Annotated in this window: 18 protein-coding genes; 14 read left to right on the top strand and 4 right to left on the bottom strand. The window is 55.5% G+C overall.

The genetic code is table 11. The annotated features are described in order from the left end of the window. Positions 1 to 113: 113 nt before the first annotated feature. Together P8T57_RS14010 and P8T57_RS14005 are read left to right on the top strand one after the other, a co-directional pair. Positions 114 to 497: an MAPEG family protein gene (locus P8T57_RS14010; protein WP_341363441.1), complete on the top strand. Its 384-nt coding sequence runs from the start codon at positions 114 to 116 to the stop codon at positions 495 to 497. A 309-nt stretch (positions 498 to 806) separates the two neighbouring features. After that, positions 807 to 1,274: a DUF1801 domain-containing protein gene (locus P8T57_RS14005; protein ID WP_341363440.1), complete on the top strand. Its 468-nt coding sequence runs from the start codon at positions 807 to 809 to the stop codon at positions 1,272 to 1,274. 27 nt (positions 1,275 to 1,301) lie between these two features. On the opposite strand, the gene P8T57_RS14000 is transcribed toward P8T57_RS14005, so the two are convergent. Beyond that, complete coding sequence (locus P8T57_RS14000) at positions 1,302 to 1,757, bottom strand: MarR family transcriptional regulator (RefSeq protein WP_007090451.1); 456 nt, start codon at positions 1,755 to 1,757, stop codon at positions 1,302 to 1,304. 257 nt (positions 1,758 to 2,014) lie between these two features. On the opposite strand from P8T57_RS14000, the gene P8T57_RS13995 reads away from it, so the two are divergent. From P8T57_RS13995 to P8T57_RS13970, 6 genes are all read left to right on the top strand, one after another. After that, positions 2,015 to 3,046 (top strand): alpha/beta hydrolase, encoded by a 1,032-nt coding sequence (locus tag P8T57_RS13995; protein WP_341363439.1) that lies wholly within the window; start codon positions 2,015 to 2,017, stop codon positions 3,044 to 3,046. Between the two features lie 149 nt (positions 3,047 to 3,195). Beyond that, positions 3,196 to 3,621, top strand: coding sequence for an organic hydroperoxide resistance protein (locus P8T57_RS13990; protein ID WP_063092830.1), 426 nt, complete (start codon positions 3,196 to 3,198; stop codon positions 3,619 to 3,621). Between the two features lie 181 nt (positions 3,622 to 3,802). Next, complete coding sequence (locus P8T57_RS13985; RefSeq protein WP_341363438.1) at positions 3,803 to 4,099, top strand: putative quinol monooxygenase; 297 nt, start codon at positions 3,803 to 3,805, stop codon at positions 4,097 to 4,099. Positions 4,100 to 4,163: 64 nt separating this feature from the next. Continuing rightward, entirely contained in the window at positions 4,164 to 4,604 is a 441-nt protein-coding gene (locus tag P8T57_RS13980; protein ID WP_341363437.1) for a YqaA family protein, read from the top strand. A 179-nt stretch (positions 4,605 to 4,783) separates the two neighbouring features. Continuing rightward, positions 4,784 to 5,152 carry a hypothetical protein gene (locus P8T57_RS13975; protein WP_114094586.1) on the top strand — a complete coding sequence of 123 codons (369 nt, stop codon included), beginning with the start codon at positions 4,784 to 4,786 and terminating at the stop codon, positions 5,150 to 5,152. Positions 5,153 to 5,324: 172 nt separating this feature from the next. Next, positions 5,325 to 5,927 (top strand): LysE family translocator, encoded by a 603-nt coding sequence (locus P8T57_RS13970; RefSeq protein WP_341363436.1) that lies wholly within the window; start codon positions 5,325 to 5,327, stop codon positions 5,925 to 5,927. 5 nt (positions 5,928 to 5,932) lie between these two features. Here the strand turns inward: P8T57_RS13970 and P8T57_RS13965 are convergent, their stop codons facing one another. Beyond that, a complete protein-coding gene (locus tag P8T57_RS13965) occupies positions 5,933 to 6,778 on the bottom strand; it encodes an AraC family transcriptional regulator (RefSeq protein ID WP_341363435.1) in 846 nt (281 codons plus the stop codon). A gap of 101 nt (positions 6,779 to 6,879) precedes the next feature. Between P8T57_RS13965 and P8T57_RS13960 the strand changes: the two genes are divergently transcribed. From P8T57_RS13960 to P8T57_RS13950, 3 genes are all read left to right on the top strand, one after another. Then, positions 6,880 to 9,666 (top strand): ATP-dependent DNA helicase, encoded by a 2,787-nt coding sequence (locus tag P8T57_RS13960; RefSeq protein ID WP_341363434.1) that lies wholly within the window; start codon positions 6,880 to 6,882, stop codon positions 9,664 to 9,666. Positions 9,667 to 9,745: 79 nt separating this feature from the next. Next, positions 9,746 to 10,879, top strand: a complete 1,134-nt coding sequence (locus P8T57_RS13955) for a glycosyltransferase (RefSeq protein ID WP_341363433.1) — start codon at positions 9,746 to 9,748, stop codon at positions 10,877 to 10,879. After that, positions 10,785 to 11,030 (top strand): hypothetical protein, encoded by a 246-nt coding sequence (locus tag P8T57_RS13950; protein WP_341365376.1) that lies wholly within the window; start codon positions 10,785 to 10,787, stop codon positions 11,028 to 11,030. Before P8T57_RS13955 ends, P8T57_RS13950 begins: the two co-directional genes overlap by 95 nt. Here P8T57_RS13950 and P8T57_RS13945 read toward each other — a convergent pair. Beyond that, entirely contained in the window at positions 11,027 to 11,596 is a 570-nt protein-coding gene (locus tag P8T57_RS13945) for an HdeD family acid-resistance protein (RefSeq protein WP_007090462.1), read from the bottom strand. The genes P8T57_RS13950 and P8T57_RS13945 overlap by 4 nt on opposite strands. A 98-nt stretch (positions 11,597 to 11,694) precedes the next feature. Further along, a complete protein-coding gene (locus tag P8T57_RS13940) occupies positions 11,695 to 13,623 on the bottom strand; it encodes a heavy metal translocating P-type ATPase (protein ID WP_341363432.1) in 1,929 nt (642 codons plus the stop codon). Between the two features lie 331 nt (positions 13,624 to 13,954). Between P8T57_RS13940 and P8T57_RS13935 the strand changes: the two genes are divergently transcribed. From P8T57_RS13935 to P8T57_RS13925, 3 genes are all read left to right on the top strand, one after another. Further along, a complete protein-coding gene (locus tag P8T57_RS13935) occupies positions 13,955 to 14,401 on the top strand; it encodes a DUF2946 family protein (RefSeq protein ID WP_139192148.1) in 447 nt (148 codons plus the stop codon). Positions 14,402 to 14,554: 153 nt separating this feature from the next. Beyond that, entirely contained in the window at positions 14,555 to 15,940 is a 1,386-nt protein-coding gene (locus tag P8T57_RS13930; RefSeq protein ID WP_341363431.1) for a PepSY domain-containing protein, read from the top strand. A 107-nt stretch (positions 15,941 to 16,047) separates the two neighbouring features. Next, on the top strand, positions 16,048 to 16,692 hold the full coding sequence (locus P8T57_RS13925) for a Crp/Fnr family transcriptional regulator (RefSeq protein ID WP_007090467.1): 645 nt from the start codon (positions 16,048 to 16,050) through the stop codon (positions 16,690 to 16,692). Positions 16,693 to 16,739: the final 47 nt, after the last annotated feature.

Here is a 16,739-nt window from a genome sequence, read left to right as displayed (position 1 = left end):
AAACCGATCCAAGCACAGGCCGGATATTTCCGGCCTGTTTGCATGCTGCCTCTTGCATCGCCCCGCCAATCAGGCAAAGCTGTTTCATCCCAACGCGTAAAAGGACCATGCACATGCTGCCGATCACCGTTACCGTCTGCCTGACTGGCATTTTTGCCCTAATGCTGATCGCTCTTAGCCTGAATGTTTCCTTGCGGCGCCGCGACCTTAAACTGGCCCGTGGCGATGGTGGTGACGAAGCCCTGCAACGCCGGATACGCGCGCATGGCAATTTCATCGAAAATGCGCCTTTCTGTATTCTTGTCGTGCTCGCACTCGAGGCTGTTCTGGCAACGTCTGACATCATCTGGCTGGTTGCCGTGGCCTTCATTGTCGCACGGATTCTTCACGCCTGGGGCACCCTGACCGCATCAATTGCCTTGGTCGCCCCCTCCATGCTGATACAGCATGCCGTCATGTTCTGCGCTGCCATCTGGCTTCTGATCCAAAGCATCTAGATAAAAACCGGCCCCGCTCTGGGACCAGCCCCCTACAAGGCTGCAAGTTCCGGCTTGCAGCCTTTGCCATGCCCGAATCGCATCCCGCCATCTTCGACGAAATACGCGATATGCTTTTAACCTCCTCATATGGGGATATGCCGGTGGCTGCATTCCGTGGTTTTCTGTTCTCGCAGACAATCTGAACCTTGATGTATGCCTCCCTGCTGTCCCTGACAGCAAACTTGGCGCGATTTCCACCAGGACATCGCGCCCTTTCTTTTTCTGCGCTATGATGTCTGGCTGATGCATCGGATGCCGGGCAGGAATATGAACCAGACGCAATCCTTCGGAATAGGCCGATCTGACCCCGGCACGATTCCCAAACTGGCCGCTGACCTTTCGACCAAATTCGCATGCTATCCCGACGATGCCCGCTCGGCGCTAATGACAATTCGCGGATGGATTTTCGAACTGGCGGCAAATATCCCTATCGGGATGATTACGGAAACCCTGAAATGGGGGGAACCGGCATGGATAACGCCCTCCGGGTCAGGGACGACCATCCGGGCCGACTGGAAACCAAAGGCACCCGACCGGATCGCCATTTACGTCAACTGCCAGACCGACCTGATTGATCGGGTTCGTAGCCATTTTGACGGGGTTCTGGAATGCGAAGGAAATCGGGCGATCCTGCTTGCGCTGGATCGCCCGTTTCCCGAAGAAGCAATTAAAACCGTACTTGGCTGGGCGCTGACTTATCATCAGGACCGGCGCAAACCGACACCCAAACGCTAGTCGCCGCTTGCTTGAACGTTTTCATCGCTATTTCCGCGATGCATTTGCCTCAAGATTGTCACGCAACTGGCCCAGATCATCGATCAGGCGTTTGATTGTCGAAAGATCAAGTTCCGCCACCTCGCCAACGCAACGCGGTACATCAAGTGCCTTTTGCCGCAATTCCCTGCCCGCTGCTGTCAGGGTAATACGTACGGAACGTTCATCCTTTGGATCACGGGTACGTTTAACCAGTCCCGCCGCCTCAAGCCGTTTAAGCAAAGGCGTCAAGGTGCTGGATTCCAGAAACAGCTTTTCACCAATGCTGCGAACCGGCTGATCATCCTCCTCCCACAGGGTCACCATCACCAGATATTGCGGATAGGTGAGCTCAAGCGCGTCAAGAAGCGGTTTATAGATACGGTTAAACGCATGACTGGCCGCATAGACAGAAAAGCACAGGAAGTTTTCAAGCCTGAGCGGATTGTTATCATGATTGTCCATAGTGGCGTTCTCCTTTGTCCTATCGGGCCGGGCCGACTGGCAGTCACTGGTGCTGCTTCTGTGGCTCGTAACACGGCCGATTTCAAATCAAACTCACATTAATATATCGTGCACGATTTAATTACAAGCGATTTAATTGCATAGCTCATATTCTCAAATTTATATCGTGCACGATTAAATCGCATGCTATTTCATAATCATCGAAACGGAAAACGCCGCACAGCGGCACCATCCAGACAGCCAAAAGGAACAAGATCATGAATACATTCAAAACGACTGTTGCCTCCGCTGCATTTGCTCTGGCAGCAACCTTGGCCACCACGACCGCACTGGCAAATCCGGTTCTCGAAAATAACACCCAGAACTTCATCAATGCTCTGACCGCTTCGGGCGGTGCGCCGATCTACACGCTCAGCCCGGCTGATGCCCGCAATGTTCTGGCCGGTGCGCAGGCAGGCCCGATTGCAAAACGCGCCGCCGATGTTACCGATACCGTCTTCCCTGTCGGTCCGACCGGCGAAACCCGGGTCCGGATCGTCCGCCCCGAAGGCAACACCGACCGCCTGCCGGTTGTCGTCTACTTCCACGGTGGCGGCTGGGTTCTGGGAGATAAGGAAACCCACGACCGTCTGATCCGCGAAATCGCCGTACAGGCAAATGCTGCCGTCGTCTTCGTTGATTATGAACGTTCACCCGAAGCCAAATATCCGATCGCGATTGAACAGGATTATGCCGTCACCAAATATGTCGCCGAACACAGTGAACAGCTTAACGTTGATCCGACCCGTCTGGCGATTGCCGGGGACAGTGTCGGTGGCAACATGACCGCGGTTGTTTCCCTGTTGGCCGAGCAGCGCAAAGGCCCTGAAATCATCGCCCAGGTCCTGTTCTATCCGGTGACTGATGCGAATTTTGACAACGGATCCTATACCGAATTTGCCAATGGCCCGTGGTTGACCAAGGCGGCAATGGAATGGTTCTGGAACCAGTACCTGCCCGAAGGCACGGACCGCACCGATCCGAAAGTAACGCCGATCCATGCCCCGCAGGAATTGCTGGCTGGACAGGCACCTGCCCTGATCATCACCGATGAAAACGACGTGCTGCGTGACGAGGGCGAAGCCTATGCCCGCAAACTCAGCCAGGCCGGGGTGGATGTCACCACGGTTCGCTACAACGGCACGATCCATGATTTCGTTATGCTCAATGCCATCGCCGACACCCCGGCTGCCAAGGCCGCAACCGCCCAGGCCAGCCAGTTTTTGAAGAACGCCTTCTACGGCGAATGACCTGAACTTTCTACAACTTCTTTCGGGGGCGCGGTTGCGCCCCCACCCACCCGGCGACATATCATTTGGGGCACCAACCGAACCAACGCCCTGATCAGCCGGGTTATCGAAACCTTCGAACCATCACGTTCAAACAAAGGAAGAAAACCATGTCTGTAGATGTCAAATATCGCGCAACAGCAAGTGCAACCGGTGGCCGTGACGGCCGTGCGAAAACCGAAGACGGCAGCCTCGATGTCAAACTGACCACGCCCAAGGAACTCGGTGGTGCTGGCGGCGAAGGCAACAACCCTGAACAGCTTTTTGCAATGGGTTACTCGGCCTGTTTCATCGGCGCGATGAAATTCGTCTCCTCCCAGGGCGGCCCGAAAGTTCCGTCTGATGTTTCGGTCAAGGCTGTTGTCGGCATCGGCCCGCGTGCGGCTGGCGGTTTCGGCCTTGCGGTTGACCTGCATATCTCGCTGCCGGGCCTTGATAAGGCCGAAGCTGAAAAGCTGGTCGAAGAAGCCCACAAAATCTGCCCGTATTCCAACTCGGTCCGCGGCAATGTCGATGTAACCTCGCACATCGCCTGATCAACAAACGGCCCCTCTTCGGCACGGGACCTCCCCTGATCCGTATATGCCGAAGCCAAGCCCGGTGCATCTCCCCTGCACCGGGCTTTTATTTGTCGGCATTTAACAGTTGCCCGATGCGGCCTCTGCCCTGATGATCCTTGGCAGCAAAAATACCACAAAAATTTCATGGGAAACATTGATGACCACCAAGCTTACCGTTCTTGCCATCGCACGCGCCAAACCGGGCAAGGAAGCCGAACTTGGCAAACAGCTTCTGGCACTTGTCGAACCGTCGCGCGACGAAGAAGGTTGCATCAGTTACGATATTCATCAGTCCAACGAAGATCCGGCGATCTGGATGGCGTATGAAAACTGGCGCTCTGACGAAGACCTCGCCCTTCATTTTGAAACACCATACCTGCGCGCCTTCGGCGCCCTTGGCGATGAATTACTGGCAGAACCGGTCAGCGTTCAGAAATTCACCGTTAAATCCTGAAGCCTGAACGTAATTCCTGCCTTCGCCTGATCCAGCTCATTTGACCTGAACGGGACCTTTATCCGTGCTTTTCGCCTTGTTCCTGTCGGCTTTGACATCCGCCACCATCCTGCCCGGCACGTCCGAGGTGGCCTTGGCAGCCCTTGTCGCGTCGGGTGATCATGCGCCGTGGTGGCTGGTTGTCGTCGCGACGGCGGGGAATGTTCTGGGCTCGTGCGTCAACTGGGGGCTTGGACTGTATATCGATCATTTCAAGGATCGGCGCTGGTTCCCGGTATCGCCAGATGCCCTTGATCGTGCTTCAGACTGGTTTGGCAAATACGGGCTTTGGTCGCTTTTGCTGGCGTGGCTGCCGATAATCGGGGATCCGCTAACACTCTTTGCCGGTGTCATGCGGGTGCGCTTTTTGCCCTTTATCGTGCTGGTGACGATTGGCAAGGCGGCACGATATGCAATGATTGCCGGTGGCGCGGGCTGGATCGCCAACCTACTTGGATATTCATAATATTTATCAAAACAAAATACACAATAAAATCGAAACGCGCAAATTGTCGAAAACACAATAGCCACATCAATTATATAAAAATATAGTTCATTTGCTAAAATGACGCCCAAATGATTTCATTGAATGAAATAAAAACGAGCAATTGTTTATAAATTTCACAAAATGAATGGGAGTATATTATGAATATGGAAATTCCAGTCTGGGTAAAACCCGCAATCTGGGGCGGTGTTATCGGTGCCGTTGCCATCACGATCATCGGCTTTAGCACAAGCTGGGTCGTTTCGGGCAGCACCGCAGCCGAAATGGCCAACACGCAAAGCAAGGATGCGGTCATTACCGCCCTCGCCCCGATTTGTGTTGCGCAGTTCAAAACCCAGACCCCCACCAATCAGACCATGCAGCTTGCCGCCCTTAAAGAGGAAAGCTCCTACAAGCGTGATGATTTCGTCGCCGCTCAAGGCTGGGCCACCATGCCTGGCAATGATGCCCCGACCACGGAAATCGCCGACGCCTGTGCAAGTCAGTTGATGAAACTGACAGAAAACTAAGCGGATCCCCTCCCCCGAGGTAATTGATCCGTCCAAAACGGCATCCGGGCCAACTCCCGGATGCCGTTTTTTTTGGGGCATTTACAACCGGCAGGGCAATATCGTTCAATAAACCCCAAGACCTGCGGCGCATTGTTGCATCCAGCAAAGCCACCAAAAGGATCGCGAACCCATGCTTGCCGCCGCCCCAAGCCTTTATCTGTCGATGGCTGCCTTCGCGCTTGCCGCCTCGATCACGCCCGGCCCGGTCAATATCCTGATCCTGAGTTCCGGCGTGCATTACGGCTTTCGTCCCAGCCTGCGACTTGTGTTCGGCGCGACCAGCGGCTTTTGCCTGTTATTGCTTCTGATCGGGTTGGGCCTGCATGAATTGCTGGTGATTTTTCCCAACCTGACGACAGTCATTCAATGGGCCGGGGTGGCGTTTTTGCTGTTCATGGCCTTCAAGCTTGCCACCGCATCGGGCGAATTGGGCAAAACGCGCGCGGACAAGGGACCATCGATGATCACCGGCGCATTGCTGCAATGGGTTAACCCCAAGGCTTGGCTTGCCGCGGTTGCAGGCATGGGGGCCTATGCCGCCAATGGTGCGCCGGCGCTGGTCTGGGAATTCACCGTGCTTTATTTCGCGGTCTGTTTTGCCTCGGTCGCCTGCTGGGCCTATGCCGGGGCGTTCCTCGGCCGGTTTTTAAATGATGCCGCCCATATCCGGCTGTTTAACCGGATCATGGCATTGCTACTGATGGCAAGTGCGGCCTATCTGATCATCACCTGATTGGCTCAGGCGACATGCGCCATCGCATAATGGCGCGGCGTGGTCGCTATCAGGCGTTTGAAAACCCGTTGAAAATGCGCCTGATCGGCAAAGCCGCAATCAAGGGCAACGTCAACAATCCGCTCCCCGCGCTTGAGCGCATGGCGTGCCTTCTGCACCCGGCAATTGATCAGATAGGCATAGGGCGTCATGCCATGTGCCTTTTTGAACGCGCGCACCAGATAGGATCGCGAAACCCCGATCACCCCGGCAAGATCATCCAGATTGACGTCTTCGGCGTAATAGGCCCGGATATAATCCGCAACCCGGTCCATTTTGTTTTTATCCGTCGCACCGCCAACCCCACGCAAGATACCGCGCCGATCAAGCGCCACATGCAGATCAGCAAAGAACGATACCATCGTACTTTCCTTGGCCAGCCGGTCACAATCGGGATCAATCAATGTATCGGCAAGGCTTTGCAGGCCGGAATACAGCATTGGACTATGGCTGATGGTGTCGGAAAACATCGCAAACCGCCCGGCGGCATCGGCATCAATTTCCACCTGCAAATCCAGAAGCCACGCCGGATCGACAAACAGCATGTCATAACACCATCCCCCACCCGGCACCGGGTTGCAGCCATGCACATCCTCAGGGTTCAGTACCACAACCGATCCCTTGCCGGTTTCATGGACCTTGCCCCGATTCCAATAGGTACTGCGCCCGCCCTTGACGATGCCGATTGAAAACGTGTCGTGGCTGTGGCGTTCATAGCAAACACCCCGCCCGTCATCGACGCGGCGCAATTCGACAAATGGCAAACCGGCATCACGCCAGAAACACTGCTTATCTGATTTTGCCTTGCCCATTGAAACGCCCGCACCATCTTTGGGAATGAAAACGCCAAAATCCGAAGATAGGTTAATTTCACCGGTGGCACCAGTGGCCGGACCTGATTATAGTCCCCCAAATGTTCGATGATCGTTCTGATCCCACGCCGAAATTCATGCCACCCGACGCACCCGTCATGGTCGTCGGATTGCGTCATGCTGTTTTCCTGTCGCCCGACGGGGAAATAGAAGAATTGCCGCATGGGGCGGCGGCCAAACGGGCGCGATCCCAACGCCCGATATTGGTTCATACCCCGGCATCGGCACGGCGGATGAAATCCGATCCGTTTCCGGCCCATGACCTCCTGGAACTTTTTGCCTTTGTCCGCCCGGCGCAGTTTTGCGTCCCCACACCACGCGGGCTTGCCATGGCGACCGGGCAACAGGCATGCGATGATCTGATCGGACAGGCCGAAGCCTTGGCCGAGGCGATGAAACGGTTGTTGCAGGAACTTGCCACCCTGCCGCGTGAAAAGCGCGCACGTGCGCTTTCCATTGCATGGCCGATGGCACGCGGGCATTGGATGTGGGGCGTGCCGGTTCTGGCCGCCCTTGGTGCCGATGGCGACGGCCCGCATAAATTTGCCGTCTATGAAGGTCTTAAGGTCTGGAAGAAAATGGGCGAATGGGCCGAACATGCCCCGCCACCGCCACCCGGCAACAACCCGGTCGATCCCAAGGATGCCCGCGAACGGCTGAAAAAGCTTCTGGGCGAAGGGGCGGAAGAACGCCCGCAACAGGCCGATTATGCATCCGCCGTCTGTTCGGCCTTCGCGCCCCGCACCGCCGAAGGCACGCCCAATATCGTCCTGGCCGAGGCAGGGACCGGGACGGGCAAGACGCTGGGTTATGTTGCCCCGGCCTCGATCTGGGCACAAAAGAATGACGGGGCGGTTTGGATTTCAACCTATACCCGCAACCTGCAACGTCAGATCGATCAGGAACTGAACCGTCTTTATGATGATCCCAAGGACAAACGCCTGAAGGCGGTCGTGCGCAAGGGCCGCGAAAATTACCTGTGCCTTCTGAATTTCGAAGAAGCCCAAAGACCGCTGGCGCAACAGCCCCATCAGGCGATCCCGCTGGGGCTTATGGCGCGCTGGGCATCGCAAACGCGCGATGGCGATATGGTCGGCGGTGATTTCCCGGCATGGCTGACCGAACTGATCGGTGGCCGTTTTACCAGTGCCCTTGCCGATCAGCGCGGCGAATGCATTTATGCCGCCTGCCCGCATTATTCGCGCTGCTTTGTTGAAAAAACCGTCCGGCGCGCAAGGTCGGCCGAGATCGTGGTCGCCAATCATGCGCTGGTGATGGTGCAGGCCGCCCTTGGCGGACTTGACGACGCATCGATGCCCACACGTTATGTCTTTGACGAGGGACATCATCTTTTTGATGCCGCCGACAAGGCCTTTTCCGCACATTTGACCGGGCAGGAAGGGGCAGAATTACGCCGCTGGTTGCTGGGTGCGGAAAACAAGGGCCAGTCGCGCGCACGTGGGCTTAAACAACGGCTTGAAACCCTGATCATGGATCGGGACGAACTTCGTGATGCGGTCAATGCCGTGATTGTCGCCGCCCAATGCCTGCCCGAACAGGGCTGGCTGATGCGCATTCATGACGGGGCCGAACATGCCAAGGGCCCGGCGGAATTGTTCCTTGCCCATGTCCGGGCGCAGGTGATGGCGCGTGCGGCCGAAGGCGACCGGGGTTATTCGATTGAAACCGACTGCAAACCGGCGATTGACCCGGTTCTGGCCAGTGCCGCCGATCTTGACCGTGCCTTGGCGGCCCTTGAAAGACCGGCCAAGGCCCTGATCAAAATCATCGCCCATATGCTAGATGAAAAGGCAGACGAGCTTGAAAGTGCCGAACGGCAGCGCCTTGATGCCGCGATCCGTTCCCTTGAACGGCGTGCGATCATGCAGGTCGCCGCATGGCGCGGGATGCTTGAAAGCCTTGTCGATGCCACCCCGCCGGAATTTGTCGACTGGTTTGCCATCGAACGGCAGTTTGGCCGCGATTTCGATGTCGGCATGCACCGCCATCATATCGACCCCACATTGCCCCTGACCGCGGCCTTGGCACCCTCCGCCCATGGGTTGGTGATCACGTCGGCCACGCTCCGCGATGGCACAGGCGATGAGATGTTTGACTGGGGTGTTGCCGAAGATCGCACCGGGGCATCGCATATGCCGATGCCTGCGATCCGGGCGGCGATGAAAAGCCCCTATGACTATGCCAAACAGACCAAGATTTTCATCATCAATGACCTTGGCCGTGATAACCCCGATCATGTGGCGGCGGCCTATCGCGAGCTGTTTCTGGCGTCCGGCGGCGGCGCGCTTGGCCTGTTTACCGCGATCAACCGTTTGCGCGCGGTTTATGACCGCCTGACCGGGCCGCTTGACGATGCCGGGTTGCAGCTTCTGGCACAGCATATTGACGGTATGGATGTGTCGACCCTGATCGATATTTTCCGGGTTGAACGTGATGCCTGTCTATTGGGTACCGATGCGGTACGCGACGGGGTCGATGTGCCCGGTGATAGCCTCCGCCTGATCGTGTTTGATCGCGTGCCATGGCCCCGCCCCGATATTCTGCACCGGGCGCGCAAGGCCGCATTTCATGGTGCGCGCTATGACGACATGCTGACCCGTCTGCGGATGAAGCAGGCCTTTGGCCGCCTTGTCCGGCGCGCCGAAGATCGCGGAGTGTTTGTGCTGCTTGATAACCGGATGCCGTCACGCTTGCTGGGTGCATTCCCCGACGATGTCAATGTCCAACGGGTCGGCATGCGCGAAGCGATTGAACAGACACGGGCGTTTTTAAGGCCAAACGCCAACAATGGAAATCTGCTAAAGTAATCTGTGCGGGTCAACTTCACCTGACATCTGACAACAAATCGATTTTGCAATACGCCCATTTTCCGCCGAAGGACGCGATATGCATATATTGTTGATGACCTATGGCACACGCGGCGACATCCAGCCCTTCATTGCTTTGGCGTACGGGTTACAACAAACCGGCCATATGGTTACACTTGCCGCCCCCGGGCGCTTCCAATCGTTAGTACAACAACACGGCCTCGCATTTGCGCCCTTAACAGATGCGTTAATAAATCTGACCAGCAAACCACAATTTGCGAATGCGTCAAATCCGGGCACCGGATTCCTAAAGAAAATAAGCAGTATCGTAAAATTGCGTGCGCAAGGAAGAGACCTTCAAGGTGCGCTTCTTGATGATATTTTTGAAACCATTAATAGGATCAGGCCAGACAAAATAGTATTTCATCCAAAAGCCTTTGGCGCCTTGGCAATTGCTGATCATTTTGCAATCCCAGCCATTCTGGCCCAGTTGATCCCAGCCCTCATTCCAACTCGTGCCTATCCGCATATCGGCTTTCCCAATATGGCGGATTGCCAGAAATATAACCTTCTGACAGGGAAGCTTGTGAAGGGGTTGGTTAATCTGTCGTTGCGCAACAGTCTCCGCGATTGGGCATCAAAACGGCATAAAGTCATCCCGTATCAGAAATTTGATATCCTAAAATCACAAAAGTTCGGAGCCATCACGGTTCTAAACGCCTATAGCAACGCCATCATAGCGCGCCCAAATGACTGGCCGAAAAAAGCTGCTGTCACGGGCTATTGGTTTGTAAATGATGCTTTGTACGAGCCAAGCACCGAAATGACGAGCTTTATCAAAAACAGTCAAAAACTGATCTATATCGGGTTTGGCTCCATGCCCGCCACCAATCCGCAAAAGACCGCCCAAATGTTGATTGATGCGGTCAAACAGGCAAATGTCCAGGCAATCATTGCAACCGGTTGGGGCGGCATTGCTTCCGGTGTTGATTGGCCATCCAACATTTATGCCGTTCGGGAAGTACCACACGAATGGATGTTCAAACATGTAAAGACCGCCATACATCATGGGGGGGGCCGGAACGTGTGCAGCAACATTACGGGCGGGATGTCCATCCATTATTGTACCGTTCTTTGGCGATCAACCATTCTGGGCCAAACGGCTTTACACGATCGGCGTTGCCCACCAGTTGATCCCCTCATCGAAGCTTGATGCAAAATGTCTTGCCAGCGCCATAAGCGACATTCTGGCAACACCACAGGTTCACGAAACAGCAAAACGAATTGCCAAACAAATTTCGCATGAAAACGGTGTTGCTACGGCGGTTGATCTGATCCTGAACGGCACAGAAATCGCAGCTTAGCTCTTGGTAACCGTTCGCATTGCCATTGACACCATCAGATAGCTCAAACCTGACGAAATCAGATTAATCCCAAGCAACAATCCAATCGCCCAAGTGGCAGCACTTGGCAATTCCACGAATATTAAAACACCGGCAAGCACTGCGATACCGCCGGAAAACAGCATCCATTTCCAGCCGGGAAACTGGCTGAGGCGGAACGCCATGGCAAGTTCAAGCAATCCTTGCAGGATAAAGGCAATTGCCAGTAACACGGTCAGGGTCACAATCCCGGTCAGCGGGAAAAAGGCCAGCCACCCGCCGACAAGCGCGAACAGAACGCCTTGCACCACATCGATCCAGCGGCGCGTTGGTGTATCGGCATTCCACGCGCCGTAAAAATGCCCGACAGCCCCGATGATAAACAACCAGCCGATCACGGTTTTAAACGCAATCGTCGTGGCAAACGGGAAGGCGACGGCAAGAATACCCAGCAAAAGCAGAACGATCCCGACAGTCCGAAGCCGTTTGCGTCCCTTTTCCAGAAGTGCGCGCATTTCCGGCGTGCCGTCATTTACAACGAGTGTCATGGATCTGTCCCTTTGGTTTCATTTACCGATTTCTTTAAATGTGATCCGTCGTTTGTATAAACGCCGCCATCAAAGCTTGGTTCCGGTCGATGATATGTTCAGGATATCTGCTTTTCATCCCCAACAAGATCGGCGCGGATATTGCCCGCCAGGGCAAGGCGCAAGGCATTGACGATCGCAATGACATCAATCCCCTCCTGCAGCACGGCACCAGCAACCGGACTGATGTAGCCAAAGGCGGCAAAGCCCATGGCAAAGATCGATAACACCATGCCACCGATCACACTTTGCAGCAGAATGCGCCGCATGGTCATGCTGATGTGAAACAGTTCGTCAACCGCCTGAAGCGAACTTTCGGGGATCACGGCACCGGCGGCCTCGGCCGTTACAGAACTGTGTTTACCAAAGGCGATACCAACGGTTGCCACCGCCAGCGCGGGCGCATCATTAATGCCATCCCCCATGAAAAGCGTGGGCGCAAGCGCCGTTTCGCGTCGCACGATTTCAACCTTTTGCTCCGGACTTTGTGAGGCAAGACTCTCATCAATGCCAAGCAGCTTTGAAAGATGACTGACCTCGCTTGCGCGATCCCCCGACAGCAGCATGACCTTGTTGAAATTATGAACCGGCCCGAGATGCCCGACGAAATTCCTGCCATCGGCACGCGGGCTATCGTGGAAACGCAATGTCGCACCATAGGCACCATCAATCATGATCACGCATTCAAGTCCGCTGACATCTGGCGGCAGGATTTCGGCCATGGCCGGGTCACTTGCGATCAGCTTTTTGCGGTGGGTCACCGCAATCTCCTGATCATCCACCGCCCCGACCAGCCCCTGCCCGGGCTTTTCTGATACTCGAGCCACATCGCCAAGCGCCAGTTTGCGGCTTTCTGCCGCTGCCAGCACCGCGGTTGCCAGCGGATGTTTTGAATACCGTTCAAGACTGGCGGCCAGGCGCAAAACCTCGTTCGCGCCATGACCGCTGGCGGGCAGAACTTCGACCAGTTCAGGTCGGCCATATGTCAGTGTTCCGGTTTTATCAAAAATTGCCGTTTTACATGTCGGTAACCGTTCCAGAACCGTCGGATCGCTGATCACGATGCCCCGTCTGGCGGCCATGGAAATCGCGCTCATAATCGTGATCGGAATGGCAATCAAAAGCGGACAAGGCGTTGCCACGACCAGGACTGCCAGAAACCGCACGGAATCACCGCTCAGATACCAAGCGATAAAAGCAACCAACAAAGCAAACGGGGCGAACCACGCCCCGATCTGATCCCCGATCCGGCGAATTTTCGGGCGTTTCTGTTCGGCTTCCTGCATGACCTGCATGATTTGGGCATAGCGTGACTCACTTGAAAGCCTTTCCGCCCGAATGACCAGAACCGCATCTCCGTTGATCGCACCTGAAAGCACCGATGCCCCTGGTGCCTTGGCCACAACAAACGGCTCCCCGGTCAGGTAACTTTCATCCATGGCGCCATGACCATCGACGACCACCCCATCGACCGGGGCAGTATCATGCGGGAAAATCGCAATCAGATCACCGACCACGATGTCATCAAGGCTGATGTCGGTAATGTTTTCGCCGTCTTTGCGATGCGCCACACGCGGCATCCGATCGGCAAGCGCATTTAACGCCGAAGATGCCTTGCGCATGGCAAATGCTTCAAGAACCTGCCCACCGCTCAGCATCAGGATAATCAGCGCCGCCGCCAGATATTCGCCCAACACCACACCGGTGACAAAGGCAATCACCGCCAGAAAATCCGCACCGAAATCCCGGGCAAGCGCCTTTTGCACGATTTCAAAAATCAGAACCCCGCCGCCCAGTGCAATCACTGCAAAAAGCGGCCAATCCATCGCGGCATGCCCGAAAACCGGTACAGAGATCGAAACCGGTATCAAGGCAAAATGGGTGACAATGCCGACAACGGTCAAAATCAGAACCGCCCGGTTAAGACGAACCGCAGACCATATGGGCGTTTTCTGTTCTGGCACACCACCGTGCTGATAGGCATGCATAGGGGGGTTCTCCGCAAATGACCAAAGCAGGTAATGAAGCCTAGCCCCAAACAGGAGTTTTACCGAAAACTATTTGCAAACCGCATGCTGGAAGCTTTGACAGCCTTCGTCACAACCGGCGTTTCGAAATCTGAGACAAAAATTTTTGGCTTTCAGAATGCCAAAACACTGTTGGTGCAATTCGTCGCAACCAAGTCAAATCAGCGAATTTCAATTGTTATAGGAACGATTATAAAAAATTGCTGATAAGTGGTTCACACCAAGAGGTTTTGACACCCTGCCTTCAAGGGATTATTGAAGGCAGGTATCTTTCCGGAATGGATTGAAAGCCGTGATCAGAACCCGCCAGATATATTCGGCACTCAGACGCAGCCTGTCGGTTGCTGTCGCGTGCTTTTTGCTGGCAAACGCCCTGATGTTCGGCTTTATGCATGCGCCGGTCGCGCTTGCCAATACCCCGGCCGCTGTCGGTGGCAACGCCGATCAGAACTTTATCCCGCTTATCATCTGTACCGCCAATGGCATCAAGACGATATCTGTCCCGGCTGGTGCAACAGAAGAAGGCGGTTCTTCCCCTCATTCCAGTGCCTATGAAGGATTCCAATGCGCGATTTGCGGCCTTGGCAATCATGCGGTCGGCCTGCCCGTCGAACCGGAATTGCCATTGATCCATCGCGTGCGAATGTCCAATGCGGTCACCGCCCTTCATATCACGGCACGCCTGCATGATTTCTGTCCGATTGCGGCATCGCCCCGCGCCCCGCCCTTTCCCGTCTGAGTGTCTCCCGGCCTGATGGATGATGTCCGTTGCCCTTACTGGCCCCGGACCACCCAGCATGGTCAACTTCAGATTGTTTGAGTTCCGGGTAGGGATCATCGGGCCAATGCGCCCGTATCCCGACAGACCCGCGACCGAATTGGGGATATCGTGATGCCAAACGCATCGGCTCATGCCAAAAATGCGCCAAAAGGGACAAGCAGCCTCTATCGCGCTGTCTGGCGCTGGCATTTCTATGCCGGACTTTTTGTTCTGCCTTTTATGATTCTTCTGGCCGTCACTGGTGCAGCCTATCTTTTCCGTGACGAAATCGATGACTGGGTCTATTACGACCTGAAATTCGTCAATGTTCTGGATGTACCGCCACTTCCGATCAGCACACAGGTTGATGCCGTGCGCTATTTCGTCGGGGACAAACCGGTCAAAATCATCACGCCGACCTCGCCGGACCGTAGCACCGAAATCGTCATTGCCACATCGGCTGGTGATCGCCGGTCGGTTTATGTCGATCCCTATACAGGGCTGGTGCTGGGATCGATGCCAGATCGCGGCACGATCATGTGGCTGATCCGCCGCATTCACAGTCTGGCCGAATTTGGTACCGTTACCAATTACCTGATCGAAATCGCCGCGGGATGGAGCATCCTTCTGGTCGTGACAGGCACCTATCTTTGGTGGCCGCGTGACAATCAAAGCGGCGGCGTTCTAACCGTGCGCGATACCCCGGCGCGTCGGCGCTGGTGGCGCGATGCCCATGCGGTTACCGGCATTTTCGTTGGCTTCTTTATCGTGTTTCTGGCCGCGACCGGCATGTTCTGGTCAGTATTCTGGGGCAAATATGCCAACGAATTCGCCAATGGTACGCCGAGCGGCTATCCATCGGGTGTTCGCGTCGATGTGCCCCTTTCGTCCGTCCCGATGATCAAGGCTTTTGGTGAAACCGGCTGGACTACCGAAAACGCCCAGATCCCGTTATCGATTGATGGCACATCAACTGCCAATGGTGGCACACCAACTCCGTTTGGCATAGATGCCGCCGTGGCAAAGTTCGCGGAACTTGGCATTGCACCCGGCTATGCGATTTCATTGCCAAGCAGTGAAACCGGTGTTTACAGCGCATCAATTTATCCCGATGACCTGTCCCAGCAGCGCGTCATTCATCTGGACCAATATTCAGGTCGACCGTTGATTGATATGGGATATCAGGACTACGGCATCTTTGGCCGCATCATGGAATGGGCGATCAATGTCCATATGGGTCAGGAATACGGGGTGATCAACCAGATTGTGCTGATGATTGTCTGTACCGCGATTGTCTTTATGGCTGTATCTGGCGGGATGATGTGGTGGAAACGCCGCCCGGCCGGATCGCTGGGCATACCGCCCTTGCCGCGCCGGACAAAAAGCCTGATCGGGGTGACGGTGATCCTTGGGATTGGCGGAATCATTTACCCGGTCGTCGGTGTATCCATGCTGGTGATCTGGTTCCTGGACTGGCTGTTTGTGGCCCGCCCCGCCCGGTCATTGCGCGTGGCCTGAAGGTTCGACAATGCAACCCGGCCATCCGGCTGGATAAAAGATCTGGTGTCGATACGCGGCACCCCGCAACGTGCCGCGTATCTCCCTTGTGCCATCGGGAGTTCCCCATGAACAACGAAGACGCCTTGAAACATCTTGAGAAACTTGCTGAAAACCCGGCCCTTGATATGGGGGCCAATGCCGCCATCGGGCACCACGAAGAGGAAGGCGAATATATCTATCGCATCCTGTCGGGCCTTGTGATGCAATGTCATTATGCCGAAGATGGCGAACGTCAAGTCTGCCGCGTGTTCCGCCCCGGTGATCTGATCGGGCTTGAGACGGTTGTCGAACCGGGTCTTTCACTGATCAGCGAAACCCTGACGCCAACGGTCCTGATGCGCATTCCGGTTGCGCGCATCCGAATGGCACAGGCGACCAATCCCGAACTGCAACAGGCGATCCTGCGGCTGCTCGCACGCGAGGTTGTCGATGGCTATAACTGGAAGGTCAATCTGGGGACCGGATCGGCGATGCGCCGGATTTGCCGTTTCCTGCTCTGGAGTGCCAAGGATGATCACTGCCCGCTGCCGACACGCGACAAGCTGGGCAGCATCATTGCCACAACCACCGAAACCGCAAGCCGCATGATTGCTGATCTTCGCCGTCAGGGTGTTTTGCGCAAAAGCCGGTCTCGCCCGTCAACGGTCGTGATCGACCGGGATCGCGTGCGCCAGAAGGCCGGAGATTTCTGGGATCACCGCGCCGCGTGATAACGGACGAAACCTGTTGAAAACCGGGAATGCGGTCGCCTGCATGA

The organism is Thalassospira sp. SN3W, from assembly GCF_038070535.1.
Classification (GTDB): Bacteria; Pseudomonadota; Alphaproteobacteria; order Rhodospirillales; family Thalassospiraceae; genus Thalassospira; species Thalassospira xiamenensis.
Note: the sequence above shows the minus strand (reverse complement) of the source record. Positions and strands in the feature narration are given on the sequence as shown.